The organism is Pseudomonas sp. 2995-3 (assembly GCF_002742565.1).
GTDB lineage: Bacteria > Pseudomonadota > Gammaproteobacteria > Pseudomonadales > Pseudomonadaceae > Aquipseudomonas > Aquipseudomonas edaphica.
In genome coordinates, this window is the sequence record NZ_LJSB01000223.1 from 414,195 (window position 1) to 433,631 (window position 19,437).

Annotated in this window: 11 protein-coding genes; 6 read left to right on the forward strand and 5 right to left on the reverse strand. The window is 58.5% G+C overall.

The window, feature by feature from the left end; translation table 11 throughout:
* Window positions 1-34: 34 nt before the first annotated feature.
* Window positions 35-3,892 (reverse strand): hypothetical protein, encoded by a 3,858-nt coding sequence (locus tag AOA62_RS22835; protein WP_099549840.1) that lies wholly within the window; start codon window positions 3,890-3,892, stop codon window positions 35-37.
* A 363-nt stretch (window positions 3,893-4,255) separates the two neighbouring features.
* Complete coding sequence (gene pssA / locus AOA62_RS22840; protein ID WP_017135533.1) at window positions 4,256-5,599, reverse strand: CDP-diacylglycerol--serine O-phosphatidyltransferase; 1,344 nt, start codon at window positions 5,597-5,599, stop codon at window positions 4,256-4,258.
* A 125-nt stretch (window positions 5,600-5,724) separates the two neighbouring features.
* Here pssA and AOA62_RS22845 point away from each other — a divergent pair, with 125 nt between their 5' ends.
* Window positions 5,725-6,288 carry a TetR/AcrR family transcriptional regulator gene (locus AOA62_RS22845; RefSeq protein ID WP_099549841.1) on the forward strand — a complete coding sequence of 188 codons (564 nt, stop codon included), beginning with the start codon at window positions 5,725-5,727 and terminating at the stop codon, window positions 6,286-6,288.
* A 54-nt stretch (window positions 6,289-6,342) separates the two neighbouring features.
* Window positions 6,343-6,822 carry a nuclear transport factor 2 family protein gene (locus AOA62_RS22850; RefSeq protein ID WP_099549842.1) on the forward strand — a complete coding sequence of 160 codons (480 nt, stop codon included), beginning with the start codon at window positions 6,343-6,345 and terminating at the stop codon, window positions 6,820-6,822.
* A 219-nt stretch (window positions 6,823-7,041) separates the two neighbouring features.
* On the opposite strand, the gene AOA62_RS22855 is transcribed toward AOA62_RS22850, so the two are convergent.
* Window positions 7,042-8,196 (reverse strand): PQQ-dependent sugar dehydrogenase, encoded by a 1,155-nt coding sequence (locus AOA62_RS22855; RefSeq protein WP_099549843.1) that lies wholly within the window; start codon window positions 8,194-8,196, stop codon window positions 7,042-7,044.
* A gap of 12 nt (window positions 8,197-8,208) precedes the next feature.
* Window positions 8,209-8,526, reverse strand: coding sequence for a hypothetical protein (locus AOA62_RS22860; protein ID WP_099549844.1), 318 nt, complete (start codon window positions 8,524-8,526; stop codon window positions 8,209-8,211).
* Window positions 8,527-8,710: 184 nt separating this feature from the next.
* Between AOA62_RS22860 and AOA62_RS22865 the strand changes: the two genes are divergently transcribed.
* Window positions 8,711-9,565 (forward strand): Ku protein, encoded by an 855-nt coding sequence (locus AOA62_RS22865; protein ID WP_099549845.1) that lies wholly within the window; start codon window positions 8,711-8,713, stop codon window positions 9,563-9,565.
* Between the two features lie 24 nt (window positions 9,566-9,589).
* Complete coding sequence (ligD, locus tag AOA62_RS22870; RefSeq protein WP_099549846.1) at window positions 9,590-12,070, forward strand: DNA ligase D; 2,481 nt, start codon at window positions 9,590-9,592, stop codon at window positions 12,068-12,070.
* 176 nt (window positions 12,071-12,246) lie between these two features.
* Here the strand turns inward: ligD and AOA62_RS22875 are convergent, their stop codons facing one another.
* Window positions 12,247-13,230: an aldo/keto reductase gene (locus AOA62_RS22875; protein WP_099549847.1), complete on the reverse strand. Its 984-nt coding sequence runs from the start codon at window positions 13,228-13,230 to the stop codon at window positions 12,247-12,249.
* Between the two features lie 112 nt (window positions 13,231-13,342).
* On the opposite strand from AOA62_RS22875, the gene AOA62_RS22880 reads away from it, so the two are divergent.
* Together AOA62_RS22880 and AOA62_RS22885 are read left to right on the forward strand one after the other, a co-directional pair.
* Window positions 13,343-14,269: a LysR family transcriptional regulator gene (locus tag AOA62_RS22880; RefSeq protein ID WP_017135525.1), complete on the forward strand. Its 927-nt coding sequence runs from the start codon at window positions 13,343-13,345 to the stop codon at window positions 14,267-14,269.
* Window positions 14,270-14,428: 159 nt separating this feature from the next.
* Window positions 14,429-19,342, forward strand: coding sequence for a glycosyltransferase (locus AOA62_RS22885; RefSeq protein ID WP_256592467.1), 4,914 nt, complete (start codon window positions 14,429-14,431; stop codon window positions 19,340-19,342).
* Window positions 19,343-19,437 lie beyond the last annotated feature (95 nt).

The window sequence follows — 19,437 nt, forward strand, 5'->3', positions numbered from 1 at the left end:
ATACCGCAAGGCACGGCTCGGGGCCTATTGGTGCTTAGTTCACCGGTGCGTCGGGCTTGAAGTCTTCAATTGGCGCTCCAGTGGGTATCTGCGTTACCGGATCAATCGCATACCATTTAGTGTCTATTTGTACCGCATATGTCGGGCAACTTCGACTCACGCCCAGCTGGCTTCCTGGGTAAGCGCCGCTCGCCTGCCGTGGGGCTAACGCGTCATACGCCCCAAGCCCCCAACGGCATTTCTCAAAGGCGGTGGTCGTCAGAAAAAAGCCTGGCCCCACACAAACCAATTCGCCTCTGAGCACCTGCCTGGCCGCCCCCAGGGCTTTGGGGCCAATCCTGAACACATCAAAAACCCCGTCCAGCGGGTTGAACAAACCGCGCAACGTTTTCGATCCGCCCTTCAGCGCGGTCATCGTAAACGCACGACTGCCGAACGGCACAACCGTTTTGAACCCACTGAAAAAGCCACGTAACCCACCGGTAAACGCAAAGGAAGTAAAGTCGATCACCAGCCCCTTCAGGCCTGCGCCAATGTTGCCGTCGGCGATATCGGCAATCGCCCCCACAAATGGGATCAGGCTTAATACCATCCTGAGGTTTTCACGGGTAAAGACCTTTCCGGAATCAAACGGATAACTGCGTCTTCTCTGTAGCGTTGTCGGCGCGTTGGCGTATTCCAACAGCGTCTCGCGCTTCACATCGAACGTAGCGTTGACGATGGCCCTGGCTATATCGTTGGTTTTTTTCGACGCCCAACTGTTAGGCACAGCACCTGGCGTGCTGCTGGCCCACCTCGACGAACTCTGCCCCGGCAACGTCTCTCCGAACTTTTCGATAATGGCCTTGGTTCGCACGCCGGGACGCAGCTCGCTGCCTGTCTGATAGGCCTGAAGGTCAAAATCTACTTGTGTTGCCTTGCGATAGTCCGCAGGTACATTGGCAAAAGGACCATACGGGACCGTCCCCTTTTCAATCACCCCGTCCAACTTTAACGTAGAGAACAGCAAGTTACGCTTGCACACTTTCATGGACCCCGGGAACATTTCGAGACAGGTATAGCCTCCCTCTGGCCCCTTGTTTTTGTAGCGCAACAACACACCCTGCTTGGCCCTCTTTTCGACCACCTTCGAGTCGCTCCCCTGATCCTGTGCCAGGGATTCCCCGGTTTCCTCACGCAACGTGAAAATCTCCACATCGCCGGACTCCAACCCTGTGCGTACATCCAGCGGTGCATTGGCGATCATCAGTTTGATCACCGTTTCCTGTGCGCGACGACTGTCGGCCAGGTATTGGTCCACTGCCGGCGCTACCAGCGGCTTGATACGTGGAAGCTTCTTGATTCTTTCTTCAAAGGTTTCCTGGGAGATAGTGGGGTGCGTGAATGCGTATTTCTTCTCGCCAAAAAGTCGCGTATTCACCCACTGCTGAGCCACGAAAAAAGGGTCCTCCTCAGGTTCTCCGGCAAGGATCAACTCGGTCAACAACGGGGTACGTGTTTCCAGGTGGCCCTCGTTTCTGGCGTCATACGGTTTGTCGGTCACCAGCGTCAACTTGATCTTGGCGATCTCATCCCGCGTCATTTCGGGAAACAACAGAACCAATTGATCAATCAATAGGCTCGTCTGCGAAGGTGGCTCACTTGTCAGGCTCTGGAAGGCCGCGACAGTACTGCTCTGGCGGTCAGCAAACGCTTGCGCGGCCGCCCGATAATCCCCTGCGGAATAAGTCCCATCGCTGGTTTTGGGAAACACACCGGCCATCACCGCCCAATCCAACAGAGGCGCAGCCCCCAGGCATTTGATCAGCGTCTCGTGCTCCGGCCCCATGGGTTCGAGTCGGGTAAGGGCTTGCGCCTCCGAGATGTTCAATGCGCGCGAACTGCCTGCCCCACTGAGTTTTTCCGCCATGGCGCAACCCAGGCGCAGGCTCATCCAAGCGGTCGAGCCCACGCTGACTTGGCCAGGAGACAGCTTGAGCGCCTCAGGTGCCTGTGGCGATAACCCAGGATCCGGTTTGATCAGAAACTCGGGGGCCGCCTGTGCCAACAACATATGGGCGATCAAGGGCGCGGTATTGACGTCGGCACCCTTTTTTCTCAATAAGCCTTCAATGTCAGCACGTACTTCGTCCAAGGTACGACCAAGGTTGTTGGGCTGATAAATGTCGTAGCCCGCAACCATCCCAGGCTTGCCAGGCATCTGTGCATTGACGCTGGCCTTGATGGTGGCCGCCAGGAGTTGATGGCGGGTAGCCTTTGACAGCTGTTTGCCGCCGGTAACCTCAGCCATATTCAACTGCTGCGCCAATGCCTGAGCCTTGATGATCGCCTCGTGCGAATCGAAAAACTGCTGCAGTTGCAGGTCAGGGTCGCGGGGCAAATTTGTCCGGGCCATATGGCTGGCGAACAGTTCGGACACCGAGCCAGGCCCGCTGGACGCTGCCTTCAACACGTTCAGGTCAGCGGGCGACAGCGCGCCAGGGGCCCATGTATAAGGTGACAAACGGGCATAGTCACCCTGCGTTGGCGCGGGTGGCAGCTTGGCGGTCAGCCAACTGATGGCCGAATTGATCTGCGTAACCGTTTCGGGGCTTCCCAGCCCGGAAAACGCCAGTACTTGCCGCACGTCATAAACGGCCTGGGAGTACAGGGCATTCCCGGTCGCCTTGCTCATCTCTACCAGTTGATGGAGGTCGTTATTGAGCGCGTGGATAGCGGCTTTTTCGGCCGGGCTGCCACCTATCGAAACGTTGTAGATCTCTTGGTCAAGAATGACTTGAACACTGATCCATTGATTGGCCGAGTCACGTATCTCAAGGCTTCCATTGGATATCCTGTAAACGCTCTCAGCACCACCCAGACCGGACCTCTCGATGAAAGCCTTGAACGCCGGCCTGCCCAGCCACTCAACAAAACGTTCACGGGGCGCATGACTTTTGTGTGCCAGCGTCGATTCAGGATAAACGGTGGCGTACTGCGCGCTCAGAGTGGGCGTATCACCCTCCCCACGGTCCTTGACCAACCCTCGCAACTGAGAGGTGAGGTGCGTTCGCACATCAATGTCACTGTTGTGCTGCATGAGCTGCTCATACTGCCGGCGCCACTGGTCGCGATGCTGGTCGGATATCGGCGGCCAGCCGTGTTTTTTCAGGCGTTTCCCAAGCGCCTTTGCATCTATTTGAGGGGCCGGATATTCCACACCGTAGAATTCGAGCACCGCATTAAAATCGCGAAATTTGACCGTGTGCTGGCCCGGCAGCAATACACCCATATCACTCGGCTTCAACTGCTTCACTGCCGCACTCACTTTCGCGCTGACCTCCCACCAGCCGGAGCCGTCGGTGGTCGTGAAGGTTCGCGCGACTGTTTTGCCGTCAACCACCACTGTGCCTTCGACCCTGTCGCTGAAAACAAGCGCAGTTGATAGATCCAGGCCTTTGGATGTCAGCCAGGCCTGCACCTGTGGCTCGTTCACCGCCTCAGTGTAGGCATCAATGAAGGGCCTTATCGAGGCACCTGGAGGAAACGGGTCGGCGTTCAGTTTGTGGGTAGTCAGCAGATGAGTGAGGGTTTTCTGCAGGCTGCTGTCGGCTTTTTTTGCTTGCGCCAATGCGGGATAAACCGCTGTTTTGCGCTCAGCGTCGGGGGCGTGCGCGTCACTTTCAGACGCAACCTCGCGCGTCTTGCGTATCGATGCGGGTTCAAACTTGAATTGCGTCAGCTGTCCGCGTACCGGGCGGGGTGCGCCTGCAGGCGGCCCGTTTTCAATCATTGGCAAAACAGCGGGGTCAGGCGTTGCAGGCTTTACAGCAGGCCCCGTGGGGAGCTGCATCTGAGACAGGTGGGGATGACTGACAACTGTAACGCTACCCTTGGAAAGGCTTGTCGACATTCAAAAATTCTCTCTACCGGTTGGGTTGATGAGAGTTCTCGTCCCTAAAAACAGTCGGTTAAGAAAATATTAAGAATTCTTGAGATGCAGAGTAGGAAATTTCTCGATCGACTGAGGAATAGTGTGAAAACCTGAGCGCTTGAACCGGCACCGAAAGGATGTGCCCGTTGTGGGCCACCATCTGGCGACCAAGCCCTTGCGGGAGGGAGATCCACTCAATGAGCGCAGGTATGTGCGCACAAGCGAGTGGCAGCGTGCGCGTCCCTTAGATCTGTTCCACAGAGAAATGTACGAACCTGGGTGTAGGCAAACTCTCAAGATGGCGAAGACCTTCTGAGAGTTTGCGGTAACGCGTCCGCTTTCCTACAAGATCCGGTAAAGCAACCGCTCAATCCGCACCCGGCTGACCCGGCGCAAAAACTTGCCGACTGCTGGCGGATACTCCACCAGGGTCTGCAATTGCTGATACCGCTCGATGCGCGTGGTGTGCTGGAAGATCTGCGCGAGCTCTGTGCGCCGCGGCGCCAGCCACTCGCCCTTGGGATCATCGATCAGCAAGGCATTTTCCAGATCGAGGCGGAATGCCCGTGGGTTGAGGTTGTTGCCCGTGAGCAAGGTGTAACGCTGGTCGACCCACATACCCTTAAGGTGATAAGTGTTGTCGCCGTCACGCCATAAGTGCAGGTTCAACTGGCCGCTGTCGATCATCGGCTGATGGCGTTTGGCGAAGCGGCGCAGGCTGATTTCATACAGGTAAGGCAAGGCCGAGATCACCTTGAACGGCTCGCTGGGCGGGATGTAGAAATCGTTGGCGGTTTTGTCGCCGACGATAATGTCGACCTTCACCCCACGCGCCAGGGCGCGGTTTATTTCGCGGGTCACCGGCAGCGGCAGGTTGAAATACGGCGTGCAGATGGTCAGTTGATGCTGGGCACTGGCAATGAGTTCGAGGATCACCCGGTTCAACGGATTGTTCTTGCCCACACCCAGCAACGGGCTGACCGACAAGTGCCCATTGGGCAGCAAACCTGTGGTGGTGTCGTAGGTCGCGTGCTTCAAGCGGCTGCGCAAGTCACCGATGTCATTGCGCAGGCTGCGGGTGGTCGGCAGGTTCGGCAGGTCCAGGCGATGCACGGCTTTGGACGCGACCAGGCCGTGTTCCACCAGGTGTTGCATCGAGTCAGCCAAGGACTTGCTGTGGATCAGGTGATAGCGGTCAAAGCGGTATTTGTCGAACTTGTGCAAGTACACATTGTTCAGGCTGGCACCGCTGTACAGCACGCTGTCATCGATCACAAAGCCCTTGAGGTGCAACACGCCGAACAGTTCGCGGGTTTGCACCGGCACGCCGTACACCGGTACTTCGCTGGCGTGGGAGTGGGTCATGGCCTGGTACCAGGCGCTGTTGCCCGGCTGCTTGCCGGCGCCGATCAGGCCGCGCTGGGCGCGCAACCAGTCAACCACCACCACGATATCCAACTCGGGCCGTGCCGCCTTGGCGGCGTGTAAGGCGTCGTAGATTTCCTGCCCCGCTTCGTCCTGCTGCAAGTACAGCGCGACGATGTAGATGCGTTGTGTGGCCTGGGCGATTTTTTCCAGCAGGCACAGACGGTACGCAGCGGCACCGGACAGCACGTCGATGGCATCGGGAGACAGCGGGAAACCACGCAGTTTGGGCAACAGGGAGCGTTTGAAGAACGACGGCATAAGGCTCGCAATGGGTCGAATCCGAAGAGGCACAGAGCTTACACCATGGGGCTGCTCAGGTCTCGTCGTGGCCAATGGAAAAAATTTAATTGACCATGAAGAACGATCGTTCTACTGTTTGTTGCATGAACGATATTAACAGCAACGAAACCCGCGACATTATCCTCGACGTCACCCAGAAGTTGATCTATCGGCACGGCATCGCCGCCACCGGCATGGAGTTACTGGTGAAAACCGCCGGCGTCTCACGCAAAAGTATTTACCGTTACTTTGCCAATAAAGACGAGCTGGTCATCGCCGCCCTGCAACGCCGCGACGCACGCTGGATGCAGTGGCTACGCACTGAAGTGGAACGCAGCGAAGGCAGCGGCGAGCGCCTGCTGGCGCTGTTCAGCGCACTCAAGGCCTGGTTTGGCTCGGCAGACTTTCGCGGCTGCGCCTTTATCAACACCAGTGGCGAAACCGGCGATGCGCAAGACCCGGTGCGCCTGCTGGCCAAGGCGCATAAACAAAAACTGTTCGAGTACGCCCTCGAACTGTGTAAAGCACATGGCACCCCCGACCCCGAACGGCAGGCAGCGCACCTGCTGATTCTGATCGATGGCGCCATTACCGTTGCCCTGGTCATGGGCGATTCAACAGCAGCTGATAATGCGCAATGCATGGCGCGAACGTTATTAGGACTTTGAACGCACAGGCTGAGCAACTTTCGACAACACCTTGGTATTGATAGGAGCTGCCCCATGTCATCGACAGCAGAACAACGTCCGCCGCTGCCACCGTTTACGCGTGAATCGGCCATTGAAAAAGTGCGCCTGGCCGAAGACGGCTGGAACTCCCGCGACCCGCAACGGGTGTCGCTGGCGTATACCCTTGACACGCAGTGGCGAAACCGTGCCGAATTTGCGCATAACCGCGAAGAGGCCAAGGGTTTTCTCACGCGCAAGTGGGCCAAGGAACTGGATTATCGGCTGATCAAGGAGTTGTGGGCATTCACCGGCAACCGTATCGCCGTGCGCTATGCCTATGAGTGGCATGACGACTCCGGCAACTGGTTCCGTTCCTATGGCAACGAAAACTGGGAATTCGACGAAAACGGCCTGATGGCCAACCGTTTTGCCTGCATCAACGATCTGCCGATCAAAGCAACCGAGCGCAAGTTCCACTGGCCGTTGGGCCGGCGCCCGGATGATCATCCGGGGTTATCCGACCTCGGCCTGTAAGCCACACGCATAGGTATCTACACAACCGGTTATTGTGGCGAGCAGGCTTGTCCTGCGTTGGGCTGCGAAGCGGCCCGAGTGAAGGCACTGCAATTTTCCTGAAAAAACTCGGCGTCCGGGTTAGGGGCTGCTTCGCAGCCCAACGCAGGACAAGCCTGCTCGCCACAGGAAAAATTGGCGGCCTTCAAGCCAGCTCCCACATTGGACCATCAGCCTCTGTCAGTCCTGATTCAAGCCGACGCGATACAGTACGCCCTTGTCCTCATCGGTCAGCACATACAGGAAGCCGTCCGGCCCCTGACGCACATCGCGAATCCGTGCCTTCAACCCGCCCAGCAGGCGCTCCTCGTGGATCACCTTGTCGCCATCGAACTGCAGGCGAATCAACTCCTGGCTGGCCAACGCGCCGATAAACAGGTTGTGGTCCCAGGCTTTGAAACGCTCGGCGTCATAGAACGCCATGCCACTGATGCCGGGTGATTTTTCCCAGACGTGGTGGGGTTCCACAGTGCCCTCCACAGCCTTGCCCTTGGCTTCCGGAATCGGCGTCAGCGAATAATTGATGCCGTGGGTTGCCAGGGGCCAGCCATAGTTTTTGCCGCGCTCGATGATGTTTATTTCATCGCCACCGCGCGGGCCATGTTCGTTTTCCCAGATCGTGCCGCTCCAGGGGTTCAACGCCAACCCCTGCGGGTTGCGCTGGCCATAGGACCAGATCTCCGGGCGCACGCCCTGCTGGCCCACAAAGGGGTTGTCTTCCGGCACACGGCCATCCGGGTAAATGCGCACGACCTTGCCTTGCAACTTGTCCAGGTCCTGGGCCGTCGGCCGGTCATTGTTCTCGCCCAGGGTCACAAACAGGTAGCCGTCCCGGTCGAACGCCAGTCGCGAGCCGAAGTGATTGCCGGTCGACAGTTTGGGCTCCTGGCGCAATATCACTTTGAAGTCTTTGAGCCCGCTCAAATCATCGGCCAAACGCCCACGCCCCACGGCAGTGCCGGCCTTGCCACCCTCGCCGCCGCCTTCGGCATACGACAGGTAGACCAGGCGGTCTTGCTTGAAGTCTGGCGACAGCACCACGTCGAGCAAACCGCCCTGCCCTTTGGCCCACACCTGCGGCACGCCGGTCAGCGGCGCAGAGAGCTTGCCGTCCGGGCTGACAAAGCGCAGGTGGCCGGGGCGCTCGGTCACCAGGAAGCCTTGTTTGTCCGGCAGAAACGCCACGGCCCACGGGTGATCGAGGCCTTTGGCAATGGGGGTGGCAGTGATGCTGCCTTGCTCACTGGGGAACTGCTGGGCATCCGCCGCCATGACGGCCGTCACGGGCAGCAGGGTTGCGCAGATAGCGGCTAACAGGGTTTTGCGTAGAAACATAAGACAGAGTCCTTACCGGCGATTGCCGTTGGCATCGTAAGTGGGCGCTTTGGGTGCAGTGGCAGGACGGCTCGGGGCCGCGTTACGCGTCGGGTAACGATTGCCGATACCGCCGTTTTCCACGGTCGGTGCAGGGCCGGTCGGCGCGGGTTGAACCCCGCGGGTGGCGGCCGGCGCATTGGGCTGGGTGCCCTGCATGCTGTTGGGGTTAGCCCGATGGATTGGGCTGTTATTGGTGTTGTAGCTGCCGGGCAGGTTCTGCGCCTGGGCCAATGGCGCGAGGGCCAAGCCCAACGCGACTACGGCGAGGTAACGCACACAGCTGTTCATGACAAAGCCTCATTGGGGCGAGTAGTACGTGCTTTCGATAACACGCTACGCCTTGGGTTCGGCTTTCGACATTAAATAGTTTCTCATCAGATGTAACACGATCTGTCCGCGCATCCGTCCGCCGAAACTTTTGCGCCAGCCTGCGAGTCACCAGAACACCGACTCTTCTCAAGGAACCGCAGCCATGCCAAGGGCAATCTGGAAAGGCGCCATCAGTTTCGGCTTGGTCCATATCCCGGTCTCGCTGGTCTCGGCCACGTCCTCCCAGGGCGTTGATTTTGACTGGCTGGACAAACGCAGCATGGACCCGGTGGGCTACAAGCGCATCAACAAGACGACTGGCAAGGAAGTCACCAAAGACAATATCGTCAAGGGCGTGGCCTTTGAGAAAGGCCGCTATGTGGTGCTCAGCGAAGACGAGATTCGCTCGGCCCACCCCAAGTCGACCCAGACCATCGAAATCATTGCCTTTGTTGCCGCCGACCAGATCCCGCTGCAAAACATCGACACGCCCTACTTCCTGGCCCCGGACAAACGCGGCGGCAAAGTCTATGCGCTGCTGCGTGAGACCCTGAAAAAAACCGCCAAGGTCGCCCTGGCCAATGTGGTGCTGCACACCAAACAGCACTTGGCAGCGCTGATGCCGCTGGAATCAGCGCTGGTATTGGTGATGCTGCGCTGGCCCGCCGAAGTACGCAGCCTCGACGAGCTTGAACTGGGCAGTGACGTGACCAAACCGAGCCTGGCCAAGGGCGAATTGGACATGGCCAAGCGCCTGGTCGAAGACATGAGCGCCGACTGGCAGCCGGACGAATACCGCGACAGCTTCCAGGAAAAGATCATGGCGCTGGTGGCGAAGAAGGCCAAGGCCGGCAAAATAGAAGACGTCGAAAGCCAGCCAGGCAGCGAAGAACGCAAATCTGCCGATGTAATCGATCTGACCGAACTGCTCAAGCGCAGCCTGGCCGGCAAGCCCGCCGCGAAAAAGCCCGCAGCAAAAAAACCGGCCGCGAAAAAAACCAGCAAAAAGGCCTCTTGAGCCCGCCATCAGCAGGAGAACGCCATGGCCAAGCCCCTGAGCGAATACACGCGCAAACGCGACTTCGAGATCACCGCAGAGCCCGCAGGTGATGCACCTGCCAGCAAATCCAAAGCCTCGGCATTGTCATTCGTGATTCAAAAACACGACGCGCGCAACCTGCACTATGACTTTCGCCTGGAACTTGATGGCGTACTCAAAAGCTGGGCGGTGCCCAAAGGCCCGAGCCTGGACCCCAGCCAGAAACGCCTGGCGGTCCACGTTGAAGACCACCCACTGAGTTACGGCAACTTCGAAGGCAATATCGCCGCCGGGCAGTATGGCGCCGGCGATGTGATCGTGTGGGATCGGGGGGTCTGGCAGCCTCACGACGATCCGCACAAGGCGTATGCAGCCGGCAAACTCAAATTCACCCTGGTCGGTGAAAAACTCTCCGGCGATTGGGCGCTGGTACGCACCCGCCTCAAGGGCAGCGGCGACAAGGAGCAGTGGTTGCTGATCAAGGAAAAGGATCAGCAAGCCCGCCCGGCCGCAGACTACGACATCGTAAAGGCCCAGCCCAAAAGCGTGCTCAGCGATGCCACCGTGGGCAAGCCCGCGCCTGCACCGCGGGCAAAGCGCCAGAAAGCCAAGACCGCCCTGCCCGATCAATTCGCGCCACAACTGGCCACCCTGGTCGACCGCGCCCCGCCCGGCGATTGGCAATACGAGATCAAATTCGACGGCTACCGCATGCTGGCGCGTATCCGCGACGGCGATGTGCGCCTGTTCACCCGCAACGGTCATGACTGGACCGAGCGTTTGCCGCGCCAGGTCAAGGCCCTTCAAGCCCTCAAGCTCAAGGACAGCTGGCTGGATGGCGAAGTGGTCAGCCTTAACGCCGATGGTTTACCGGACTTCCAGGCGTTGCAAAATGCGTTCGATATCGGCCGCAGCCTGGACATCGTTTACTACCTGTTCGATGCACCTTTTTTACACGGAAAAGACCTGCGTGAAGCGCCCGTGGAACAGCGCCGTGCTGCGCTTAAATCCGCGCTGTCGGGCAGCCGCAGCAAATTGCTGCGGTTTTCCGAAACCTTCGCCGCCAACCAACGCGACATCTTCGAAAGCGCCTGCGACCTGGCGCTCGAAGGCGTGATCGGCAAGCGCGTCGGCAGCCCGTATGTGTCCAGCCGCAGTGCCGACTGGATCAAACTCAAATGCCGCCTGCGTCAGGAGTTTGTGATTGTCGGTTACACCCGCCCGCAAGGTTCGCGCACCGGCTTCGGCGCGTTGCTGCTGGCGGTCAATGACGACAACGGCTTGGTGTATGCCGGCCGTGTCGGCACCGGGTTTGATCAGCACGCGCTCAAAGCGATTTACGCCCAGCTCACGCCTTTGGCGCGCAAAACTTCGCCACTGCAAAACCCGCTGACCAGCAGCCAGGCACGCGGCGTGCACTGGGTGGAGCCCGAGCTGGTCGGCGAAGTCAATTTCGCCGAATGGACCCGCGAAGGCGTGGTACGCCAAGCCTCATTCGTGGCGATGCGCAGCGACAAGCCTGTGGCGCAGATCATCCATGAGCAACCGCGCGCGGCCAAATCTCTCAAGCAGGCCTCAGTGCCGAAAAAAGCCGGCAACGGCGTGAACATCACGCACCCCGATCGCGTGATCGATCCACGAAGTGGCACGCAAAAGCAGCAGTTGGCAGACTTTTACGCCAGCATCAGCGAATGGCTCCTGCCGTTTCTGCGCCATCGGCCGGTCTCGCTACTGCGCGCGCCGGATGGCATCGAAGGCGAGCAATTCTTCCAAAAACATGCAGAGCGCCTGGCCATTCCCCATATCAAACAACTGGACCAGAACCTCGACCCTGGCCATGCACGGCTGATGGAAATCGACACCACCAAAGCCCTGCTCGGCGCCGTGCAGATGGGCACCATTGAGCTGCACACCTGGGGCGCGACTGCCGACAAAATCGAAACCCCGGACCGGTTTGTGCTTGATCTCGACCCGGACCCGGCGCTGCCCTGGAAAAGCATGCTGGAGGCCGCGCAATTGACCCTGTCGGTACTGGATGAGTTGGGCCTTGAGGCGTTCGTCAAAACCAGCGGTGGCAAAGGCCTGCACGTGGTCATCCCGCTGGCGCGCCGGGACGGCTGGGAGACAGTAAAGGCCTTTGCCAAGGCCATCGCACAGTTTATGGCACAGCAACTGCCTGAACGCTTTACCGCTACCAGTGGCCCGAAGAACCGCATTGGCAAGATCTTTATCGACTACCTGCGCAATGCCCGCGGCGCGAGTACGGTGGCGGCCTATTCGGTACGGGCACGCCCGGGCCTGCCGGTCTCGGTGCCGGTGAGCAAGGACGAACTGAACGGGTTACGCGGTGCGCAGCAATGGACGGTGGCTAATCTGCATGAGCGTTTGAGCACGCTCAAGGATGACCCCTGGGCCGGTTACGCCAACCGGCAGAAGATCAGCAAGAAGATGTGGGGCAAGCTGGGGGCGCAGCCGCCACAGTGATTGGCATCCAGCGTCCGCCGCCGATACGAAAGCGTCGGGGATCGCTTTGGCCAGGCCCCCAGCAAAGCCAACACAGCAAGCAAACCACCAGCGTTCTTGAATACGGTACCGCGCTTCATGCAAAAACCTCGACGAACAGGGATGGTGTTTGTGTGCCGACATCCCTGTCGTTAAGGCTAACGTTTGGCGGGGGCCATAAATTCCGGCCCGATTGGATCTTTTATCGTGCTGGCAAGAATACGGTCGATATGTGTCAGGTCATCGGCGGTCAGGTGCCAGCCAAACACCTCTTCAAAACCCTTCAATTGTTCCGGGCGGCGCGCGCCCCACAGTGCAATGGTCGGGCCTTGGTCCAACACCCAGCGCATGGCCAGGGCCAGCACCGACTTGCCATGGCATTCGCGCGCATAGCTGTCCAGCGCCGCCACAGCCGCCAGGTATTGCTCGAAACGCGGTGCCTTGAATTTGGGATCAAGCTTGCGCACATCATCCCCGGCAAAGCGGGTGGCCGAGTGCATGCTGCCGGTCAGCAAGCCACGGCACAGCGGGCCATAGGCCAACAGCACCAGCGAGCGCTGGCGGGCATAGGGCAGGATGTCGCTGTCGATGGCGCGCTCGAACAGGTTGTAGGGCGGCTGCACGGTGGCCAGCGCCGTGTGCCGACTGAAGTCGTCCATTTGCGCGCAGGAATAGTTGCTCACGCCAACGGCGAGGATCTTGCCCTCGCGGCGCAGGCGCTCGAGCTCTTCGGCGGTTTCTTCCTGGGCCACCAGCGGGTCGGGCCAGTGCACCTGGTACAGGTCGATATAGTCGGTGTCCAGGCGCACCAAAGAGTCTTCGACTTCTTTGCGGATGCGCCGCGCCGTGGCATTGCGCCGGGTGGTGCCGTCGTCCCATTGCAGGCCGGCCTTGGTGGCAATCACCGCGCTGTGGCGCATGCCGCGCACGGCCTTGCCGATCAGTTCTTCGGACAGCCCAAGGCCATACACCGGCGCAGTGTCGATCAGGTTGATGCCGCAGTTCAATGCATGACGAATGGTCTTGATCGACTGCTCGTTGTCCGCACCGCCCCACAAATGCCCCCCCATGGACCAGGTGCCGAGGGCAATCCGCGAGACGGCCTTGTCGATGCCGGCAATCCGGAGGGTCTCGATGCGCATAAAAAACTCCTCGAAGAGCAAAAATACGTAGGAAAACAATTACTCTAGATCATCCGATGTTGAATAGGGCTCAACGCCCCATGCAACCGAACTCCTAGTAAAGAGGCTTGATATGGCGGCTTTTAATCGTTCCGAATTGGCCGATCTGAATGTGTTCATGGCGATCATCCGGCGCCGCAGTTTTCGCCATGCCGCCCATGAGCTGGGCGTGACCACCTCGGCGCTGAGCCACACCATGCGCAACCTCGAAACGCGCCTGGGGGTCAAGCTGCTGTACCGCACCAGCCGCGCGGTGGAACCGACTGACGCCGGCACCCTGCTGGCGGAAAAACTCACCCAGGGCTTTGCCGTCATCCAGGACGGTCTCGATACCCTGGAGCTGCACCGCGAAGCGCCGATTGGCCGCTTGCGCATCAATGTGCCACGGGATGCAGCCGTGCTGCTGTTGGCGCCGATCCTCGGCGACTTCACCGACGCCTACCCGCAGTTGCGCCTGGACTTGATCGTCGAAGACCACATGCTCGACATCATTGCCGAAGGCTACGACGCGGGTATCCGCTACGGTGCGACCGTGCCACAGGACATGGTCGCGGTGCCGCTGACCGGCGCACTGCGCTGGATCATGGTCGCCTCCCCCGCCTACCTCGCCCGTCGCGGTACACCTCAGGTACCCAAGGACCTGCTGGAGCACGCGTGCATCCGCATGTACCTGGGCGACAAGACCACCTACAAATGGGAGCTGGGCAACGGTGCGCGCCAACAACGCATCGATGTGCCCGGACACTTCAGTGCGGCCGACACAGAAACCATCGTCAATGCTGCGTTGCAAGGCGTGGGGATTGCCTATTGTTTGTCCGACCGCGTGCAGCAGCAGCTTGCCGAGGGCCGACTGGTGGAAGTCATGCCGGACTGGGCCTGCATGGGCGAACCGCTGTGCATGTACTACCCGAGCCGCCGCCAGTCGCAACCGGGTTTGCGCCAGTTGATGGATATGATTCGGATGAAAACCATCGGTTCGCAGTTAATGGAAACACATTGAACCTGGGCCAGGCAGGTTGGCCTGGAGGGGGCGAAATATAGGGTTACGACTGAATCGGTGGAAGCAGGGAATCAAACCGAAGCGGCTGTTACGTAAGGGAAATGCCTCGTTAGTTCCCACGTCGAGGCGCTATTCCCACACGCACAACGGCAGCCCACTATGAACAGTGTTTCCAATCAGATCATCGCACGCCCTTCATCAGCTCCAACGTTGCCGCTACTGCCGCCGCTTTCAAGGCCAAAACGTGACACCGCGGCCCCGCAGGAAGCGCAGGCTGCCACACGGGCCAATGGAGACATCGAACTGGCCATGCAATACGCGATCGCCCTGAACCTGGCTGGCCGTCGCACTCATGTTGAAGACTTCGATCACATTGCTCCCCACTCCACCTTTGGCCAATGGTGGAGGCACTTGCATGATGCCTTCCAATCGCCCGATGTTCAGCAGTGGATCAAGGCCTTGGGGGTTGATACCACCTCAATAAAAATCGATCCAAAATCAGGTCAGATTTCCTTTTACCGTGAGCGCTTTCTTGACCCGCTAAGCACATTACACACGCTGGGCCAGGACGACAGCCAGTGGGCTGCCCTGAGCGGGCCTATCCTGCGGGCCGCGAGCGTCATAGATGGCGAATTTCCTTTTGCGCCTCCCGTCAATAGCCCGGACGCACCTGTACCCTGGAAGCTCGTCGGTCGATTTTATCAGGAGCCACAGAACCTGACGCTGTCTGGCATGCTCAAGCGAGCGGACGAAATCAGCCACCAGACGGGTAACTTCAAAACCCTCGATCCAGGCCGCTTTGCGGACAAGATCCAGTCGCGCAGCGAAGAAACACTACAGGAACAGAAAGCGGCACTGGGTGATATCCACAACTGGCACCGGGCGGGCGCTGCACTGCAACGCCTGGCGATGGCCCTGGAGGATGGCAGTAAAAAGTTCGAGGAACTCCAGCCCGAACTGGGACAGCCGCTGCCACTGTCTGCAGACAGCACCTACCGGCCAACGGGCACTGGCGCCGCCAACGAAACCAGCCTGCTTCAATTTCTGACGGAGCATGGCATTGACGTCCCCACCAACCCCGAGCAACTGGAAAACCTCTCCAGCGCGCTCCTCACGACGCCCCCCAAGGCCGCCCCCCATGGCGACTTGGGCGGCGCGCTGACATGGCCCGAACCACTTGCACGTGACAACCAGACCCAATTAAAGATGGGTATTACCGAAGGAAAATTCGGCGACGTCACATTAAAACCCTTCAAGCATGTCCTGGATTATCTGCTCAACGGCAGATCGATCTCTGCGCAGGAACAGCTGAATCCGCGGCAGTTGATCAGCAGCTTGATAAGTTCAGACAGAGGCACCGCACTGGGCAAGGCAATTGAAGCCACATTCGAGGCTCGCTCAGTCAAAGGCAGTGTCACCGACTGGCTGCTGGCGGCCTTGGGCGTGGGGAAATACGACCAAGCCCACGGTGAAACACGTATTGAGGGCTACCCCCTGGTTTCAGCCCACAACAGCCATAAATCGGCTTCGAGGGTGGTCAAGGAGCTGGAGGAGCATCTGCTTGCCAACGGCCTTGCTTCCAGCGCGCAAACAGCAGCCGTGCAGGCCCACCTCATGCTCGCCAGTCGCGCACCGCAGTTTCTGGTCAAGGGTATCCCGCAGGAAGTGACGATGGGTTCGCACAGCTGGGTCAGCTTCACCACGGCGGTAGCGCGCGTGGAAGCGAAAGCGCCAGGCGCGACAGCCAACATGGACTACGCGCAAATCATGCTCGCGGCCAATATTGCACCGATCTCGAACGAGGAACGCCAGATCGAATATGCCGCCCAGAACGAGGCGATCAAAGCCTGGGGCGTTCCCAACGGCATGGGCTATCCGACCACGCAGACAGCCCTGTCCGAGGTGCGTGAGGCGTTCAACCGGCATATCAGCGAAATGAGCGAAGCCGCCTCACTGCCGCTCCTCGAGACGCCGACCACCAAAGCCATTGCGGTCGAGCTTTTGAAAAAAGCATGCCCCGGGATGGACCCAGCGCTGTTTGAGAAAAAGTGCATTACGTCGCAGCCCTCTACCAACGTATACCCCGGCCCCTACTCACTGTTGGACCTGCTCATTGATCGCAGGGCGCTTAGATCCCCACCACCAGATTCCGACAACAGAAAGCCTGCGGTATGGGTTTCATCATCAGACGAAATCAATATCGGCGATCTGCTGCCAATCCTCAAAACCCTGCCGGATCCCATCAAGCAGTTCAATGAGGACTTTCGCACGTTCTCTGACGCCGTCAAAAAGGCCACGTCGGCGCAGTTCAAGGTCATGATTTCGAAATTGCAACTGGAAGACCGGCAAAATCTGGCGTTCGGCGAAATCGTCGTACACAAAGAAATTCGCTACGACCGCATTCAAGGCTCCAGTTATGACAAGCGTGTTGAAACAGGCGTGGTACTGGTCGAGACCCTGCGTACCGTCAACGGTAAACCTCAGACCAGGCAGTACGCAATCAACCGGCTGGAGGGCACTATCACCCCGCGGCCGAGCCTGTTTTATGAATCACTCCCGCCCGCCAGCCTTGCCTCTACTGGACCACGTTACATAGCAGACCAGATAACGCCCAGGGGTGAGCACCCCGCGGGAATAACAGACGAACGCAAAGGCGCCACGGGTATACCTGATAGCGTTGCCAGTGCCAGAACCCAATACCTGGCCGATGCATTGATTGAGGATATGAAGCTGCCTGAGTTGGGCGCATATTCCAGGGGAGCAACGACCTTTCAGACGGAACACAGCACCACCGAAGCCATTCGCGAGGTCCTGCTGGGCTTTATTCCGTTCAGGTCGGCCATTAAAAATTTCAACGAGGGCAAGACTGCCGACGGTGTTCTCGACTTGGCGTTCGACATTTTTGGTTTCGTGGTCGGCGTCGGCTCCGCTGCCAAGGCCGCGAGAGCTTCATTTGTCGGTGCTTCCGTGCTGTCAAAAGCTGCCCTGGGGTTCAAGATTGTCGGGCGGGCAGCAGTGGGCGCGCTCAATCCGTTGGGCGGTATTGATGACCTCGCGCGTAGCGCTATAAGGGGCGTAAAGTTTGTAGCCGGCAAAGCCTATAAAGGTGTCAATGATCTGCGCCGTTCGTACCGCCATGTCAACCTGTTGGAGGTGGCCAAAAGGGCCGATATCGCTGAAGGCGCATTCAGTGCCGCCAACAGCGCTCGCAACACAAAAGCCCTGGCTAAGTTCGATGAGACAACCCATAAGTGGTACGCCTTGGATCCGCGCACGAAGCAGGCCTACGGCAAGCCGCTGGAGAACTTCGTCCCAGACGTGCCAAAACCGGGCGACTCGAATAGTTTGCGAGCAATCTCCAGTGACGACGCAATCCAGAACATCAGCAAGCAACACGGCCTGGCAGCAACCGGGACAATCCAGGTGGGCCAAGAAACAGTCGAGCGCCAGGCTGTGATGTTTCTGGGTAATTGGCATGAATACGATGCATTGAAGCAACGCGCCATGGGCCTGCCCTTGAGAGACTTTAAACCTAACCGCGTTGCTGCCAATGGAGAAGTACGCTCACTGGATGATCTGCACAGTTATGAAGCCCGCTACATCGCCGCAGACGAGCTATCGACCACGGGGTTGCAGAACAACGTGTTGGTGGGCCGCAGTAAACGCGAATATGTGAAGGTTGATGGCAGGCTCTTTGAGTCCCAAGTCAAAGACGGCCGGCGCGTCATCCGCCATCCGAACGGCACGAGCCCCGATATACCCGTCAAGGATCTTGGCCCTACAGGGTGGGCACCTTTATCCCGATCCGAACGTTTGCTGGCCGGCGCAGGTGGCACACCGACGCCTTTCAGGCTGGGAGATGGAACCTACGTAGTGCCGATGGACGATATTAAACGCGTGGAAACCTCAGGCAATCCATTCAGGATTACTTACAAAAACGTTGATCAGGAAGTTGCGTTCGACAGCACGGCCGGCGCATGGAGAGGCACCCACGAGCAAGGCCAGCAGTATTACTGGCGAACTACCAAAGGCCACTGGCAACGGGGAACACTTGAAGCGTCCAGAAAGGCTAAAAAAGCCAGCGCCCATCACTATAACTTTGTGGATATTTCGTCGATTCCCAGAATCCCCAAACAACTGGCTCCCGTGCCCAAAACGTTGAACTATTTCTGGGCGGGCCAGGAGATTCCCACCCACTTGGTCGACAACATGACCAAAAACGCCACCCGAGCTTCAAGCTATAAAACAGTCCTGCACGCGGACGCCGACAGCCCCGCTGTGTTCAAACAAATAGAAAGCAAGCTGAAGGAGAAAATTCCCGGCGTGACGGTGCTCAATCTTAATGAAGATGCCGCATTCAAGCAGTTGAAGACCGGCGAAATGTACAACTACTTCCGACAAGGGCAAGGGAAGAATCTGGCGGCAGCTTCGGATGTAGCCCGCTACCCGATAATGAATAAACACGGTGGTTTTTACCTGGACACCGATGATCTTATCCAAAGCAACGTCGGTGCCGTCGATGTAGCAGCAGGCGCCGACGATGTGCTGCTCGGTTTACCAGTGACGCACCAAGTGGCCGATTACAAAACGTTCTATAACACCAGTAACTTTGCTACTCGACCCGGCAACCCGGTGCTTGACGAGATGATCAGGGAAATGAATAAACGGTTTGCGACTAACAAACCCTACTTTGCGAATAATCGACCGACTATCACTCGAGGCCCCGAGGGCAGGCTGCAATTCACCCCGGAATTCAAGGAGTATGAGGCAAAAATTTTCGATACCGTAGGGCCGAATATGTTTAATGACACGCTTAAAATGAAAAGACCCGACATGTACGACTTAGGCTTGGATGGCCTCTCTAAAGAAGCAACATTAGTCGATGGCAAACTCGTGGCGCAGGGTCCGGTTGTCAACATTCAACAAAGCGTGAGTGAGGCCTATGCACGTCACGGCGTGGTGGCGCCAGTCACAGCGCCCTACCAGATCCTGAAGACCAAGGAGCATTACTTCCCGCTTCGCTACACGTTCAATGTGAAAGTTGGGGCTGACCATTCCTGGATCAGTACCTGATCGAAACACATTGAAGCAACCTGCACCGAGTTGCTGGGCCGTCGTTCATGACCTGAGCACTCAGCCAAAGCTGGCGTGGTATGAACGACGAGCCA

Bases quoted from the DNA above. Each gene is read 5' to 3' on its own strand.
- AOA62_RS22885 (WP_256592467.1), top strand. From the start codon at position 14,429: ATGAACAGTGTTTCCAATCAGATCATCGCACGCCCTTCATCAGCTCCA.
- AOA62_RS22845 (WP_099549841.1), top strand. From the start codon at position 5,725: ATGAACGATATTAACAGCAACGAAACCCGCGACATTATCCTCGACGTC.
- pssA (WP_017135533.1), bottom strand. From the start codon at position 5,599: ATGCCGTCGTTCTTCAAACGCTCCCTGTTGCCCAAACTGCGTGGTTTC.
- AOA62_RS22865 (WP_099549845.1), top strand. From the start codon at position 8,711: ATGCCAAGGGCAATCTGGAAAGGCGCCATCAGTTTCGGCTTGGTCCAT.
- AOA62_RS22860 (WP_099549844.1), bottom strand. From the start codon at position 8,526: ATGAACAGCTGTGTGCGTTACCTCGCCGTAGTCGCGTTGGGCTTGGCC.
- ligD (WP_099549846.1), top strand. From the start codon at position 9,590: ATGGCCAAGCCCCTGAGCGAATACACGCGCAAACGCGACTTCGAGATC.
- AOA62_RS22835 (WP_099549840.1), bottom strand. From the start codon at position 3,892: ATGTCGACAAGCCTTTCCAAGGGTAGCGTTACAGTTGTCAGTCATCCC.
- AOA62_RS22850 (WP_099549842.1), top strand. From the start codon at position 6,343: ATGTCATCGACAGCAGAACAACGTCCGCCGCTGCCACCGTTTACGCGT.
- AOA62_RS22880 (WP_017135525.1), top strand. From the start codon at position 13,343: ATGGCGGCTTTTAATCGTTCCGAATTGGCCGATCTGAATGTGTTCATG.
- AOA62_RS22875 (WP_099549847.1), bottom strand. From the start codon at position 13,230: ATGCGCATCGAGACCCTCCGGATTGCCGGCATCGACAAGGCCGTCTCG.
- AOA62_RS22855 (WP_099549843.1), bottom strand. From the start codon at position 8,196: ATGTTTCTACGCAAAACCCTGTTAGCCGCTATCTGCGCAACCCTGCTG.